This is a genomic window from Virgibacillus sp. (genome assembly GCF_013393565.1).
GTDB classification, from domain to species: domain Bacteria; phylum Bacillota; class Bacilli; order Bacillales; family Amphibacillaceae; genus Virgibacillus; species Virgibacillus dokdonensis.
Genome location: NZ_JABXHF010000001.1, coordinates 1 through 15,026, shown reverse-complemented (window position 1 = coordinate 15,026; position 15,026 = coordinate 1). Strand labels below are relative to the sequence as shown.

The following is a 15,026-nucleotide window of genomic DNA, read 5'->3' as shown; positions in this document are numbered from 1 at the left end:
TTTAGTTTTAAAAAACGATAGCTTTTGCATAGATACTTAGCAATAGCTATCGTTTTGGCTTAATTTTGCATGAAATAACTCACCTACAAGTGCTGTTCATATTAGATGGCGGCTGTCCCAATACGAGCCATAAAGGTTTCTAATACAAGTAACTGCTTTTTATTTCAAAGTCGATAGCACTTTCTCCACTGCTTGCGCTGAAATCGCGTTTGCAAATGATTGTCTTTCACGAACTGCTTTACCAAAATGATATTGCTCTGCTTTTGTTGTCTGTTTGACTTCAGCAATATTATCCGGAGTGAGGCCTGCACCAGGCATAATGATAGGTCCTCCTGTTTCATAAGAATACTGAACTAAATGAGCGAGCTGTTCTTTTCCTGCTTCACAGCTTTGCTTTCCACCAGATGTTAGAATACGTTTTACATGATCTTTATACTTTACTAACGTTTTGTATGCTGCATACATATCCTTCACTTCATCAAAAGCACGATGAAACGTAATATCTACTCCCGGAAAGCGTTCAATGAGATCATGAAGCATTTGTTCGTTAATTGTAAGATCCTCATTTAGTGCGCCAAATACAATCTGATTACATTGCAAGCTCTCCAGTGCCTTTATATCTTCACAAATAACTGCAAATTCCTCTTCTTGATAATAGAAATCATGGCTATGTGGCCGTATCATGACTTGAACAGGTATGTGCACACTTCGTAAGACTGTTTTTATCATTCCAAAGCTTGGTGTCAAACCACCCTCCTGTATAGCTGAAACAAGCTCTAATCGATCTGCTCCTAGCTTTTCAGCTTGCAATGCATCGTGTTTATTCTGTACAATCAATTCCAATTGCATTTCGTTTCCCCAACTCCTTTTCTACCAATTTGGTTAATAATCGGACTCCAAAACCAGTAGCCCCTTCGACATGATAGCCATACACCTTCCAAGGTCGCACCGTATTTGCCATATCAATATGTACCCATTTCATATGTCGCTTTATAAATTGTTGCAAAAAAATGGCTGCCGTAATCGAACCACCATATTTAGAAGCACTCCTATTATTTAAGTCTGCATAATCACTGTGCAAATATGCTTTATAATCTTCAATTAATGGCATAGGCCATACATGATCCCCAGTTTCTTCGCCAATTTCTTTATATGTCCACAAATCCTTCTCGTTATTAGTAAAAACACCAGCTGTTTTTAACCCTAAGGCTTGACCAATAGAGCCTGTGAGTGTAGCAATATCAATAATAGTTTCCGCTCCTACGTCTTGAGCGTATAAAATACCATCGGCTAAAATTAGTCTACCTTCTGCATCCGTGTTACCTACTTCCACATGCATTCCATTTGCATAAGAAATTACATCTGCCGGCAAGTATGCATTTTTCCCTACTACATTTTCTACTAATGGAATAACTGCGGTAACGTATACAGAGCTATTCAGATCAGATAAAAGCTTCATCGCACCTACGACAGCCGCTGAGCCCCCCATATCCATTTTCATTTCCCAAAGTCCAGTCCCTGTTTTTACATTAACACCTCCTGCATCAAAGGTCACTCCTTTACCGACAAGCGCTACATGCTTTCCTACTGTATTTTTTAATGTAAGAACGACCATTTTAGGAGGATGAACACTTCCCTTTCCGACCGTTTTAACAGCTTCTAAACCATGTTTCGTAAGATCAGCTGTATCCAAAATAGCCACGTCTACATCTGTATCTCTAAAAATTTCTACTATTTTGCTTGCATAAGCTTCTGGCGTCAGTTTACTAGGAGGCTCATTACATAAGTCTCTAGCTAAACATACAGCATCACTTTTAGTTTTGGCCAATGCAACATATGCGCCATAAGATGAATAATTATATTCTAGCACATAGTCCATCTCTAAACGATTACGCTTATAGTACTGAAATCGATAACCAGCCAGATACCAACCTTCCATAAGAGCGGTAACATAACTTGCAACATTGCTTCCCTCCATTACAAGTTCCAATCCTTTAAACAAGCCGTTAAAATTGATAGTAACTGTCTGAGACAAAAATTCTTTGTCCACCTTCTTTCGTAATTCTCCACCAAGATGTCGGATATTTTCCATATTTTCACTCACCGGACAGATACAAACCAATAAATAGATCGTTGTTTCCGTATAAAATAATTTCATCTCCCCAAAAGATGCTTTTTTAACAAATGAATGACTTAAAAGCGGACTAGGCTCTAAAGGACAAACATGAATTTCCATTTTCTAACCTCCCAGTACAAGTAGAAATTATTAAAAAAACTTGGCTTATTACCGAATTTTTATGGCAATAGCTTTAGGTTTACTTATACTTAGAATATAGAATTTTACTCCCTCATAGTACAAAAAAAGACGACCCAGTAGCGTCATGCACATAAGCCGTCTTTTATTTTCCTATATTTCTTAATAGTTCTTAACATCTATCTCTTATTTTTCACTGCTAGAGCAATCGAACCTTTAACTGCTTGTTCATCATCAAGTTTCGGTGGAACAATTAATTCATCTACATCGTTCACTTCCAAATAGTCGTTTAACAACTTCATAAACTGCTCGCGAACCATTGCATAAAGCCTTTCCTGTTTCAATACTCCGCCACCAATAACCATTTTCTCCGGGGAGAGAATAACATAGATATTCATTAGCCCTTGCGCTAAATAATACGCTTCTATCTCCCATACCTCATCAAGATGTGTAAGTAAATTTGCTTTTCTACCATATCGTTTTTCAATCGCCGTCCCAGAAGCAAGCCCTTCCAAGCATGACCTATGACTCGGACAACTACCTACAAAAGTGTCGTTTGGGTGTTGCTTTAGTAACATATGTCCCATTTCTGGATGATTTTTTCCTTGAAACACTTTCCCTTCCCCAACAAATCCTGCTCCAATTCCAGTTCCTACCGTCATGTATAAACAGCTCTCCGCATGCTTACCAGCACCGTAGTAATACTCACCCAGACAAGCTGTATTCACATCCGTATCCAAATATACAGGAATATTGTATTCGCTTTGCAATTTTTCAAGAAGCGGATAGTAACGCCATTTTGTTTTCGGGGTATTTAAAATGGAGCCATATGTTTTGCTGTTCTTATTCAAATCAACAGGCCCAAACGTACCTACACCCAGCGCTTCCATCTCAAATGAAGAAAAGAACTGTTTTGCTGAAGCTAGTGTATCCTCTGGAGAAACAGTTGGAAAGCTCGTCTTTTGAAGAATGTTTCCATTTTCATCGCCAACCGCACAAACGAATTTTGTACCACCTGCTTCAATTGCTCCAATTAACATAAACATCTACCTCCTATAAGCGGGGAAAATCAACATTTTTTTCTTAATTTTATCTCCATTTCATGTCTAAATATCCATAACTCGACGTACATCCCATTTTTTCACATCAAGCTTTATTTCACCGTCCGCTGTAAACAGAACATTCTCTTCGTTCTCATCGTCAAATACCCGAGAAGTAAACACTTCCTCTCCTTGATTTAGAAAAATTTCTATAGAGGACGTATCTTTTAAAATAAGTATGTCGCTTAGGGTATCTAATTTGCAGTGTCTGCTTTCCATAGTCTGATAACTTGTAAAGCTTTTTCGTTTAAAAGTGAAAACTTTTAATAACGAATCATATATAATTTGAGACCCAGCTATTTGTATATTTAAACAGGATTGCTTCATATCTTCCACAGTTAAATATACAGCAAATGCCTTGTCAACGCATAATGATAACAATTGTTGCGCATTTAATACAACTTCATTAAAACGAACTTCGTTTTCCAGTAACTGCTGAAACTCTTTCACAGGATATTGTAGCAATGTTCCATTTTTCCAATCCAATTGACGCGGAACGGTCAAAGCATGGACCCACCCATTATTTGCTGTAGGAAGCTGGGAAGACCCTTCCTCGGCATTTCCCATCCACCCAATCAATATCCTTCTCCCCTCCTGATCTTGCATCGTCTGAGGGGCATAAAAATCAAAACCTCGATCCAATTCCACAAAAGCATCATGCTCAAAAGACATCGTTTTTTTCTCTATCTCCCCAGCAAAATAACCAGATTGATAAATATTTTGATATTGAAAGCCTTGTGCAGGTATTCCTTGTGGGCAAACGAGCAGAATATCTTTATTTCCTAATCGAAACAAATCAGGGCATTCCCACATATAACCGAAGTGATCTAACCCTTGATGTCCGTTTCCAGTTAACGTTCCTGCAAATGTCCAATTCCATAAATCAGCAGAACGATATAACACAACCTCTCCATTTTTCTCCTCTGTTTGTGCACCAAGCACCATCCACCAGGCTTCATTCATATAGAATACTTTTGGATCACGAAAATGAGCAGTGTAACCGTCTGGAACTTGAATAATTGGTCCCTTTTTTTCAAAATGGATTCCATCATTCGATATTGCCAAACACTGATAAGATTGCCGATTTCCTTCATTATCCCTCACATTCCCCGTATAAAAAACGTACAGTCGATTCTGGTATACAACAGCACTTCCAGAATAACATCCATTTTGGTCATACCATTGATCAGGGAGTAAAACAACAGGTGCTTCTTGCCAATGAATAAGGTCTTTAGATATAGAATGCCCCCAACATTTCACACCATGCTCAACAGCAAAAGGATTCCACTGATAAAAAATATGATATTTTCCTTTAAAAAAGACAAAACCGTTTGGATCATTTAATAGTCCTACTGGAGGCATTAAATGGTAATGCAAACGATAGGGATCTCTTGCTATTAAAGGTTGGTTTTTCTCCATTTGTTTACATACCATATCTTTTGTTACGTTATTATTCATATTCTAAACTCCTAAACTTATATATGATACAATGAAACTTCAATCTATAAGTGCTCCCCTTCAAAATTAGAGTAAAGCAGGAATCACTTATTTTAATTTTGATAGCCTTTATCCATTGTCTTTCAATTGCTTATCGGAAAATCCAAATAACCAAGTTAGCGCAAATGCTACTCCAACTGCAATGATATTAACAAGTAAATAGGATAAAATTTGCCCATCCAAATACAATAATGTACCTGGAATTACGGTAATAGCCATTCCAGTCCCTTTTAATCCTAATAGCATAGCGGAAAAACCTCCTACGCCACCACCAATTAACCCCATAATAAATGGTTTTACATAGCGTAAATTCACCCCAAATATAGCTGGTTCCGTTATACCTAAGAAGGCAGATAATGAAGATGGAAAAGCTAAAGCTTTCAATTTCTTTGATTTTGTTTTTAAACCAACTGCAAGTGCTGCACCACCTTGCGCAGCAATAGAAGCGGTAATAATGGCATTAAATGGATTACTTCCTACATCCTCTAACAGTTTTATTTCTAAAAGATTAAAAATATGGTGAACACCCGTAATGACAATAATTTGGTGCAAAAAACCGATAAGCAAACCAGCTAACCCAAATGGTAAATTTAAAACAGCAAGTGTACCATCTAAAATATAATTTTCTACCACATGGAAAATGGGTCCAATGATAAACAGAGCTGCACCTATCATTATAAGTAACGTTAAAAACGGCGTTATAATTAAATCCAATGCTTCCGGCACACGCTTACGAATTGCACGCTCCAATTTAGCTCCAATAATTCCAGCAATAAACGCTGGAAGTACCGATCCTTGATAACCTACTACAGGTATAAAGCCAAAAAACAGTAATGGTTCAGCACCTTCTGCAACTCCCCAAGCATTTGGTAACGAGGGGCTAACAAGCATTAGTCCAAGTACAATTCCTATAATCGGTGTACCGCCAAATACACGAAACGTGGACCAAGCAACGAGTGCTGGTAAAAAGATAAAAGCCGTGTCCGTTAATATTTGCGTAAACAAGATAAAATTATTGGGAATATCTGCTGGAACGAATCCGAATAAAGCTAAAATTTTCTCCTGCATAAGTAACCCACGTAGCCCCATAAATAAACCTGTTGCTACAAGTACTGGAATAATGGGTACAAACACGTCTCCTAATGTACGAATTGCACGTTGTAACTTATTTCCGCTCTTGCTAGCTTTCTTCGTTTGCTCCTGTTTATTAATCGTAGAAACATGAAGCATCTCTACTTCTTCATAAATTTGATTTACTGTACCAGTTCCAAAAATAATTTGAAACTGTCCAGAATGAAAAAATGCCCCTTTCACTTTTGGTATGGTTTCCACCTGTTCACGGTCAACTTTGTCCTCATCCATCACCAGTAAACGTAACCTAGTTGCACAATGTGCGATCGATGAAATATTCTCTTTCCCACCAACAGCTTCCAACAGTGCTTCAGCTATTTGTTTGTTATCTAACATTTTATCCCTCCTAATTTTGTGGTATCGATCCCACAAAGCAGATATAATATTGCAACGCTTCACCTTCGCATAAGTGAAATTTTCAATAGAATAACTTGACCTTGGGGCAAATCTTATGGCGGAAAAACGCCCTAGTTTTTCCGCTATACCCCTAAAGTTTCTATACTTTCCTATAGTGGAACAAACGAATATTGACTATTCCCTCTCTATTCTTAAAGAGGGATTTAAAGATAAAACGGTGCATGATTCCATTGTGGGATCGATACCACACCGCATAAAAATAGGTGAAATCGATTTCACCTTTATCATACACTATCTCTAGATAGAAGTCTATAGTCTAATACAAATTTCTTTTGATAATCTTCACCTTGAATAAAAGCTAGTAGCTGTTTAGCCGCTTCTTCTCCTGCTGTTTCGTTTTTGTAATCCACTGTCGTCAAAGGCGGATCGACATATTGAGATAGTTCAGAAGCACCAATGCCTGCAATGGCAATATCTTTAGGTATCTCCATACCAATCCGTTTTACATAACTCATCGCCCCGATTGCAAGTCTGTCTGTAACAGCAAAAATCGCTGTTGGTCGCTGTTTGGAATCCTCTATAATTTTCTTCATCGCTTTACAACCAGAATCAATATCAAACACACCTTTTTGCACCCAAGCTTCTTCAATAGGCAAGTCGTGGGATTTCATTTCATCGTAAAAACCTTTTTTACGAAAACAGCCTACAGCCTGATCTGTTTCATCCACGCCAATAAATCCAATTTGTGTATGTCCTTTATCAACTAAAAAAGCTGTCACGTCTCTGGCAACATGATAATCATCATACGTCACGCATATCACATTTTCTGCTTCCTGACCTACCATTACAAATGGAAGGTTCATGCTTTTTATTTTTTGCGTGAGCTCTGGTTCTGTGTTAGTCGCTATTAATACAATACCATCTACTTGTCTAACAAGGAGATCCAAATATTCAAGTTCCTTCTCCTTATCATGATCCGTATTCGCAAGTAAGATTTGGTATCCGTGCTTAGATAATTCCCTTCCCAGACCTGTTACAACTCTGCTTGGCGTTTCCGTTTGTATGGTTGGTAAAATAACTCCAATTACTTTTGTTTGCTTTGTTCGCAAAGATTTAGCATACCCGCTCGGTACATAACCCGTTTCCTCAATTACTTTTTCTACTCTTTTTCTAGCCTCTTCACTCACATAGCCTGAATTATTTAGCACACGAGAAACCGTTGACCTTGACACATTTGCCATTGTTGCAATATCCTTAATCGTTACCAAATAGCTATCCTCCCTACAGCAGTTCTGTTTACATTGTTTTTAATCTTTATGGCTTTAGAAAAACACTACTTTTCTTTCCTGTAGTGTAAAAAAATATCCGCACCTTCTTTAACGATAGACGTTACCACTTTCAATAAAATACCATTTCCCCTGACTTCTTCCGACTACTCCACTTAGTTGCCAGCCTTCCTCACATAAATCTGTTATTTTCTTTGGTACGGACAATGGTCCAATTACCTTATTCCCACCAAACATTGGTTGTAGCCACAGCTTCCCGCTTTCAATGTGGTCAATATAAAAGTACCCTTCCTCTTCTTCTTCATACATTACTTGTGGTGATTTTTTTGTTTCCTCGTAAATAAGATCGGATACTTTTTCAACGGTAGGCAAATTACTCGCCTCTGAGAAATATTCTTTCAGTTCTGCATAAACAGCTTGATGAATATATTGATTATCATATAACCATTTGACTAACTTTTTCATAACACGAACTGCTTTTTTCATAAAATCTTCGCTACTCATCACTTTACGGATAATAAAGTAATCTAAAAACTCGCCAAAAACTTTACTTGACAATTGTTCTGCTCCAAATATACGCGTAAAGCTTTCCATATCCTCTTCTATCTCTTTCTCCCAACACTCCAAATTCGCATCATCTAAATAGTTATGCGCGTAATCATTTAAGTAGATTCTAAATAACGACACCACACTTTCATAATCACGAAATGTTTTCGGTTTTAACCGTTGTTTCTGTTCATTTAAGAATTCTTCCAAAATAGCATTAATAGAAATCATTTTTAGCCTCCTAATTTTAATGACATACCTTTGTCAGCCTTATGTTCTCCCCCTCGTCAAGTGGTTGTAAAACACCTATACAAAAGATTTTACAGGAAAATAGCTTGCTGGTAAAACATACAACAAAAAACCTCTTTAACAAAAGGTTGTCCATCTATAAAGAAGAGAAAACAAACGTTGAAACTACATTTTGGATGGATGCTGGATTACTGCAAAGGTTAACAGTAGAATCTGCCATTTTAGGAATATATATTATGAGGGCGTTAATTAATAAGTAGAAGACAATTAACATAGCAGTCATTGTGTCAAAAATTTTAAATTCTAGCAACCGGAAAAATATTCCCCCCTGTATGCTACTTTAAATCAGCCTCTAGTTCTATTGTTACATTTCCTTGTATAGCTCTTGAGATCATACAGCTTTTCTCCGCTTTTTCAACAAGCTTTTGCAGCTGAATTCTTTGTTCTTCGGTCGCTTCTACCTTTAGGGTAACCTTTGGTCGGTGAACAATTTTTTGATATGTAAATACACCTCGTGTAACATCAACAATTCCTTCTGAGTCTAAGCTCATTTCTTCTAAAGGAAGCCGCAGCACGTTCAATCATGGCCGCAAGTGTAATAAGGTAACAAGTTGCCGCTGCCCCTAACAGCATCTCATCTGGATTCGTCCCAATACCCGGCCCATCCATTTCCGGGGGGATAGATACGTTAGTCCGTAAATTTCCTGATGCAATATAACCGCTAGAATTTCTTCCACCAGGCCACGTTGCAGTTAAATGAAAACGATGTTCTGCCATTTTTATCACCTCCATTAAAGAATAACAGAATACCCAAATACCTAAACTGGCTACCTCAGAATCTTTAAAGCTGAATCCATCGTTTCACTTATACTATAAAGCCTAATATTTGCGTTGTCTATAGACAAAAATAAGAACAAAAGGATCGAATTGGTATCATTCGATTTTACAAATCATGCTTTGTTATTCTCGCTCATAAAAATGGAAGTGGTTATATTTTTACTGTTTAAATATTCTTTGATCTATATATAAGCTAGAGACATTTTTAAAGCACTTTTTCCTTCCTATACCTATAGTCCATTGCCTCTAAAAAAATGGAAAAACCCTAAAAATAATAGCTCATTTCATGATATAATGAATGGGCATTTATAAATGAAGTAATAAAAGGGGAGAGGAATTTGGCATTAACAGATCACGAAAAACTACTCGTAAGCTCAGAATTGAACCGAAAAGGTAAAAACATGCTTTTAGCGTATGTATTACTTATCTTCTTAGGTACCTTAGGTATACATCGATTCTACCTTGACAAAAAAGGGACTGCTATTACGCAACTTATACTCAGTGTTGTAGGTGGGCTTACAGCAATCATTCTTATTGGGTTTATCCCTCTTATTATCGTGGGCATATGGCTTTTCATCGATCTATTCTTAGTTCCAGGTATGGTCGAAAAAGAAAATGAACGTATTGAGCAAGAAATCATTCGAAATTTACGTTAAATGATGTCATTCATTTACATTTCATAAAACTTGGCTATCGCCAAAATCTTTATGACAATAAAGCGTCAAAACTCTAAAAAATTCATGCTTTCCTATAGTTAAATAAAGGTGAACGGCAATCCAAGCCGTCTCCTTTATTTTTCTTTTACCCGACTCTCTTTGAAACTTTGAAAAAACATCTTTATCTCCAAATCTTTTCAGCTTGAATAGAAACTCGCCTGTACGTGCAATGCCTATTCTAAAAGATGAGTTTTTGCAAGTACAATCCATGATGACCTACAATACGGTAAACACTACAACCTTAAAAATTACTATAGAGTAAACAAAGCCACCCGCATTAAAACTACGGATGGCTTTATTCCTTTATTTATCACCATTTATTAACGCTGTTCTTTCTTAGAAACTTAGTTTTGGGTTTGATAGCTTTTATTTGCTACCTTATGATTGGCAACAATTAGATAGGTTTCTTCAATTGGATTATTTTCCATAAAGCTTGTTAATATTTCAAAAACACCTTTTTGTATTCTCCCCTGAGCCTCTACAGTCATACCTGAATAATGAACAGTAAGACCTGTTTGTTCAAGAGAACGCCAAGGATGGTTCTTTGGTGCCGGTTGTGGATACCAAACGTCACCACCATAACGAACCTTACCACGATTAACTGCCTCTGCAATAGCATTTCGTTCTACAATTCCACCTCTAGCGCAATTCACAAGTACAGCACTATCTTTCAAGTTACAAATGACGTCTTTATCAAATTTATTTTTCGTATCCTTTGTTAACGGTGATTGAATAATAATTACATCAGATGTTTTTACTAAAATATCAAAATCAACATATTTAATTCCTAGCTTCTCTTCTATATCTTCTTTACGATAAGGATCATTATATTGTAAATGTACCTCAAATGGCTTTAATCTCTCTGCCGTTAATTGGCCAATACGACCAAATCCAAAAATACCAATTGTTTTACCAAACATGTCATGTGCTTTAGCACCTACTTTAGGTAAATCCCACTCTCCTTCTTCAGCTTGTCTATGTCCTTCTTCATAATTTCTTAGTAGCAACAGTGCTTCCATAACGTTTTGCTCCGCTACACTTACATTATTACTCCCAGGTATTGCGGCTACTGTAATCCCTTTGTCTATAGCAGCATCAAGATCGACATGGTCTGATCCAATTCCAGCAGTAATAGCTAGCTTTAAGTTTTTCGCTTTATTTGCCCTTTCTTTCGTAATATAAGCTGGAAGAAATGGTGATGAAATGACTACATCCACATCTTCAATGTAATCGTCCACTTCTTTATCACTGGTAACAATCGTTAATTTATGCTCTGTATTCTTTAGGAATTCATCTAGCCCCAATGTCTTTTCTTTGGATAATAATTGTGTAGCAGTTGTAGCTTCTGGAAAAAGTGCTAGGATCTTCATGTGTAACTCCCCCTCGTATATATTGTATAATTTGATCCATATGTTAGATTTACCACTTTTTTACTTTTATTAAACATTTTCATTCAAATGTACCATTCCATACTACTCTACTCACTATTTTCCTTCTACATACTTTAGGAAATCTCAATAAAGAACAGAAAAAAATCTTTAAATTGTATATGTTTTTTATAAAAAAATGTAATTATATGTAAAAATATAAGTATATATAACTATTTAATAATAAAAAACAGTTCTATTTACCTAAAAAAAGTGGTTGACTCACCTTTTTATTCCATTGTATATTAATTTTGAACAATAAAAAGATAAAGAAAGAGGTGAAATGAAGCTATAATGTGAAGTGTTATACAACATGATATTAACTTTTGGAATCGTTTAACTGGCAGGAATTTTTTAATCAGATGGGTTGATTTGGCTTGACCTCTCCTCTCCTTTCAAATGCAAGCATCCAAAGGTTAAATAACAAATGGAGGTGAAATAAAAATATTTTTTCTGAATAATGATACAAAACCAACTTTCATTGAACTAAAACGGTAATTAATTTCAGCACCTAAATTCAAGCACAAATAATTTGTGAAATTTATCACAATATAACTATGGGTTTGAAAGGTAAAAACCCCTGTAAGCCGAACGTTTGTTAGTAAATGATCGCTGCTACTAAACTAACATTTTACATCAATTCAAGAAACACTGAACTTAGAAAGGAGCGTTTTTTATGAAGAAAAAAATACTATCATGTTTAATGATTCTAGTTGTTCTATTTACTGTCTTTATACCCCAAAGCGCATTTGCAGAATCAAAAGAGAGTTTGCGGAACGTGACTTTTTCCAATTGGATAAGGACATTAGGTTCTCAATACCCACTGCTTCAAGCTTATGGATTAGTAATTTTAAAGCAGCCAGATCTAAACGTCAAAAACATGAGTAGCTTATCAAATAACCAGTATATAGCAAGGAATAACGTTCGTGAATGGCTAGATGAATACAGTTCAAAACTCATTTACATTAATGAAAATATGAATGGATTAACACAAAGAGTCGATTATTACTACGACCGCCTTTATGATTTATCGGAACAAATAGATAGTAATGAACAGGCTAAAAATTCCTTTTTAAGTCGATATAACCGACTACAGAGAGTCATGGATGATGTACAATACAAAATGGAAAGAACCTCCATGAATTTACAAGCTTATCATGACCTATTAGAAGAAGATAGCAACAATTTTTCCAAAAAAGCAGATCAAGCAATTGCTTCATTGAACGGCGGAGATGGCAAAGCAACAACAATAAGATCAGCTATCAAAGCAAATATGGAAGATATTCAAAATGAACTAGTAAAAATACTCAATAACCCGGACGAAGTATATGACTTCTCTTTTAAACTAGGTACAGAGATTTACAACACGGTGAAAACGGGAGCGGAAACCAAAACGGTAGATGTAGCGTCTATTGAAGCTTTAGGAAAAACATTAATGAGTTCCGAAGATCTGGATACAAAAGAATCTTATTCTACTATTCGCCAAAAACATAAAACCGTTACTTCATTAATGAAACAGCTATCGGAAATTGAACATCAAGCAACAGAGGTTACCATTACAGAAGATCAACTATTTGGATTTTCTTCCATGGTTGAACGCCAAATCACTATCTTTAATTATATAGTAAATGAATTTACTGAACTAAATCATATTATGGGCAATTTAAAAGAAGATATTATAGAAGGCAACATTACTCCATCTGAAATAAAGCGACAACTTAGATATTACAAAGATATAATGGATGAAATAGATAAGCAAACAGGACAATTTGAAGAATTTACTACATCAGTTAAATACTAATCATTTTGTGTTAGGAGGGAATACGAATGGCAAAAAAATTTTTAAAACCTATTTTACAAGTAGCAGTGGCAGCAACATTAATATTTAGTAGCGTTGCTCCTTCCTACGCTTCTGCTAGTGTAGCTGAAAATAATCACCAAGCAGACAAAGTTAGTGACTTAGCCAATCAATATAAAAAATATGAACTAGGGCCAGAAGGACTAAGACAAGCACTCGAGACAACAGGATCTAATGCGCTGGTTATGGATTTATATGCTTTGACAGTTTTAAAACAGCCAGATATCAAGTTTACTAATGTTGTTATCATCGACAATAACTTACAAAATAAAATCATATCGGATCAAAGTATTGCAAGAGAGAATGCAAAAGTATGGTTAGATCAATTAAAACCACAATTAATTAAAACGAATGAAAATATTATAAATTATGATAATCGTTTCGAAGGGTACTATGATAAGCTAATAGAAGCCGCAGAAAACAAAGATAAAGATGCCTTAGAAGCTAGAATAAAAAGACTATCGAGGAGCGTTTCCAAAAACAAACAAGAAGTCGACCAATTAATTGTCGATTTAAAAGAATACAGACAAAAATTACAGTCTGATACACAAAATTTAAAAGAAGATACAAATAGGCTTTCCTCTATTTTAACGAGCGAAGATGCAGGTATACCGCTTTTAAAACAACAAATTGAATCTTACCATGATGCGATTAGTAAATATAACAAAGTATTAATAGCCTCTTCTGTCTCTACATCATTAGGACCTATAGCTATTGCAGGAGGAATCGCTGTAATTGCTACAGGCGCAGGAACGCCACTTGGTGTTGCTCTTATAGCAGGCGGAACTGGACTAACTGGTGGAGGAATTACGGGTATTGTATTAGCCAAACAAGGAATTGATGAAGCAGAGTCAGAAATTAAATCTATAACCAAAGAATTAACAGATACAGAAATTCAATTAGCGTTAGCAACAGGAATAAAACAACAGACGAATAATTTAACCAAGACGATTGATCTAGCAATTGACTCTTTACAAAACATTTCAACGCAGTGGAGTACGATGGATGCAAAATATAGAAGTTTACTTAGCGATATTGATTTTATGAGTCCTGAAGACCTTGATCTTATTAAGGAAGACTTATCTATTGCTAAAATGAGTTGGAGTAATATTCGAGACTATGCGCAAAAATTATATGTAGAAGAAATTAAAGTTGTCGATAATCAATAAAATGCAACTTAGGATATAAAATGAACCAACAATCAGTCTAGGAGTTCATCCCTCCTTCACTGATTGTTGGTAGCTTAAACTTTTGCTTATACTTTAAAATCTAAAGAACGCTAACAAAACACGCAGTTCATGCTGTAATCTTCCACTTAGATTAACCTAAAGGCAGATTACAGCACGTTATATTCGGAATAACAGGTGATAAATATGCAAACCAAAGTAATGAAACAAATATTTATTTGCTCCATCATAACAACTTTTTTAGTAACCTATTCGTTACCACAAACAATGATTTATGCAGCTGAACAAACAGAAACAATGAAACCCGATTCAGAAAAGATAATAAAGAATTTAGAAGAATTGGCTACTAGTATAGCGAGTATAGACTCCTATGCAACAACTATCCAAAACGAACCAAAACCCAATTTAACAAATTTAAATGCTGTAAGTGACAAATTAAAACGTAACATAAACAATCATTTTGCCGATGCTAAAAACAACGCTACGTATTGGACAAGTAGTTTAAAGCCTTCCATGAACACATTTCTAGAAAGTATTGGACATTTTAACGATGTATTTCAAGAAAGGCATTCTACATTATT

General features: G+C 35.8%; 13 protein-coding genes and 1 pseudogene. 5 read left to right on the top strand and 9 right to left on the bottom strand.

Annotated features, from left to right (window positions below; genetic code table 11):
- Window positions 1-159: 159 nt before the first annotated feature.
- The 7 genes from HLX49_RS00070 to HLX49_RS00040 all read right to left on the bottom strand — a co-directional run bounded on the left by HLX49_RS00070 (window position 160) and on the right by HLX49_RS00040 (window position 8,402).
- Window positions 160-849: a copper homeostasis protein CutC gene (locus HLX49_RS00070; RefSeq protein WP_077705784.1), complete on the bottom strand. Its 690-nt coding sequence runs from the start codon at window positions 847-849 to the stop codon at window positions 160-162.
- Complete coding sequence (locus HLX49_RS00065) at window positions 821-2,236, bottom strand: M17 family metallopeptidase (RefSeq protein ID WP_296360330.1); 1,416 nt, start codon at window positions 2,234-2,236, stop codon at window positions 821-823. The genes HLX49_RS00070 and HLX49_RS00065 overlap by 29 nt, the downstream gene beginning before the upstream one ends.
- Before the next feature lie 197 nt (window positions 2,237-2,433).
- Complete coding sequence (locus HLX49_RS00060; protein WP_077705792.1) at window positions 2,434-3,294, bottom strand: ROK family protein; 861 nt, start codon at window positions 3,292-3,294, stop codon at window positions 2,434-2,436.
- 66 nt (window positions 3,295-3,360) lie between these two features.
- On the bottom strand, window positions 3,361-4,812 hold the full coding sequence (locus HLX49_RS00055) for a glycoside hydrolase family 32 protein (protein ID WP_296360328.1): 1,452 nt from the start codon (window positions 4,810-4,812) through the stop codon (window positions 3,361-3,363).
- Between the two features lie 108 nt (window positions 4,813-4,920).
- Window positions 4,921-6,318 (bottom strand): sucrose-specific PTS transporter subunit IIBC, encoded by a 1,398-nt coding sequence (locus HLX49_RS00050; protein WP_296360326.1) that lies wholly within the window; start codon window positions 6,316-6,318, stop codon window positions 4,921-4,923.
- Between the two features lie 305 nt (window positions 6,319-6,623).
- Entirely contained in the window at window positions 6,624-7,607 is a 984-nt protein-coding gene (locus HLX49_RS00045) for a LacI family DNA-binding transcriptional regulator (protein WP_077705804.1), read from the bottom strand.
- A 108-nt stretch (window positions 7,608-7,715) separates the two neighbouring features.
- The gene (locus HLX49_RS00040) at window positions 7,716-8,402 is read right to left on the bottom strand and encodes a hypothetical protein (RefSeq protein ID WP_296360322.1); all 687 of its coding nucleotides are present in this window, start codon (window positions 8,400-8,402) and stop codon (window positions 7,716-7,718) included.
- A 146-nt stretch (window positions 8,403-8,548) separates the two neighbouring features.
- On the opposite strand from HLX49_RS00040, the gene HLX49_RS00035 reads away from it, so the two are divergent.
- Complete coding sequence (locus HLX49_RS00035; protein WP_296360320.1) at window positions 8,549-8,680, top strand: hypothetical protein; 132 nt, start codon at window positions 8,549-8,551, stop codon at window positions 8,678-8,680.
- 75 nt (window positions 8,681-8,755) lie between these two features.
- Here the strand turns inward: HLX49_RS00035 and HLX49_RS00030 are convergent.
- Window positions 8,756-9,197 (bottom strand): annotated as a pseudogene (locus HLX49_RS00030) (OsmC family protein).
- Between the two features lie 398 nt (window positions 9,198-9,595).
- Here HLX49_RS00030 and HLX49_RS00025 point away from each other — a divergent pair.
- Complete coding sequence (locus HLX49_RS00025) at window positions 9,596-9,913, top strand: TM2 domain-containing protein (protein ID WP_237342776.1); 318 nt, start codon at window positions 9,596-9,598, stop codon at window positions 9,911-9,913.
- Window positions 9,914-10,317: 404 nt separating this feature from the next.
- On the opposite strand, the gene HLX49_RS00020 is transcribed toward HLX49_RS00025, so the two are convergent.
- Window positions 10,318-11,343: an NAD-dependent formate dehydrogenase gene (locus HLX49_RS00020; protein WP_296360315.1), complete on the bottom strand. Its 1,026-nt coding sequence runs from the start codon at window positions 11,341-11,343 to the stop codon at window positions 10,318-10,320.
- Between the two features lie 733 nt (window positions 11,344-12,076).
- On the opposite strand from HLX49_RS00020, the gene nheA reads away from it, so the two are divergent.
- From nheA to HLX49_RS00005, 3 genes are all read left to right on the top strand, one after another.
- Window positions 12,077-13,201, top strand: coding sequence for a non-hemolytic enterotoxin subunit A (gene nheA, locus HLX49_RS00015; protein WP_101932478.1), 1,125 nt, complete (start codon window positions 12,077-12,079; stop codon window positions 13,199-13,201).
- A 26-nt stretch (window positions 13,202-13,227) separates the two neighbouring features.
- Window positions 13,228-14,427, top strand: a complete 1,200-nt coding sequence (gene nheB / locus HLX49_RS00010) for a non-hemolytic enterotoxin subunit B (RefSeq protein WP_101932479.1) — start codon at window positions 13,228-13,230, stop codon at window positions 14,425-14,427.
- 204 nt (window positions 14,428-14,631) lie between these two features.
- A partial coding sequence (locus tag HLX49_RS00005; protein WP_296360309.1) for an HBL/NHE enterotoxin family protein occupies window positions 14,632-15,026 on the top strand: 395 nt, incomplete at its 3' end.

Excerpts from the sequence above, each read along its gene's own strand:
- HLX49_RS00070 (WP_077705784.1), bottom strand. The coding sequence starts at position 849 with ATGCAATTGGAATTGATTGTACAGAATAAACACGATGCATTGCAAGCT.
- HLX49_RS00065 (WP_296360330.1), bottom strand. The coding sequence starts at position 2,236 with ATGGAAATTCATGTTTGTCCTTTAGAGCCTAGTCCGCTTTTAAGTCAT.
- HLX49_RS00060 (WP_077705792.1), bottom strand. The coding sequence starts at position 3,294 with ATGTTAATTGGAGCAATTGAAGCAGGTGGTACAAAATTCGTTTGTGCG.
- HLX49_RS00055 (WP_296360328.1), bottom strand. The coding sequence starts at position 4,812 with ATGAATAATAACGTAACAAAAGATATGGTATGTAAACAAATGGAGAAA.
- HLX49_RS00050 (WP_296360326.1), bottom strand. The coding sequence starts at position 6,318 with ATGTTAGATAACAAACAAATAGCTGAAGCACTGTTGGAAGCTGTTGGT.
- HLX49_RS00040 (WP_296360322.1), bottom strand. The coding sequence starts at position 8,402 with ATGATTTCTATTAATGCTATTTTGGAAGAATTCTTAAATGAACAGAAA.
- HLX49_RS00020 (WP_296360315.1), bottom strand. The coding sequence starts at position 11,343 with ATGAAGATCCTAGCACTTTTTCCAGAAGCTACAACTGCTACACAATTA.
- nheA (WP_101932478.1), top strand. The coding sequence starts at position 12,077 with ATGAAGAAAAAAATACTATCATGTTTAATGATTCTAGTTGTTCTATTT.
- nheB (WP_101932479.1), top strand. The coding sequence starts at position 13,228 with ATGGCAAAAAAATTTTTAAAACCTATTTTACAAGTAGCAGTGGCAGCA.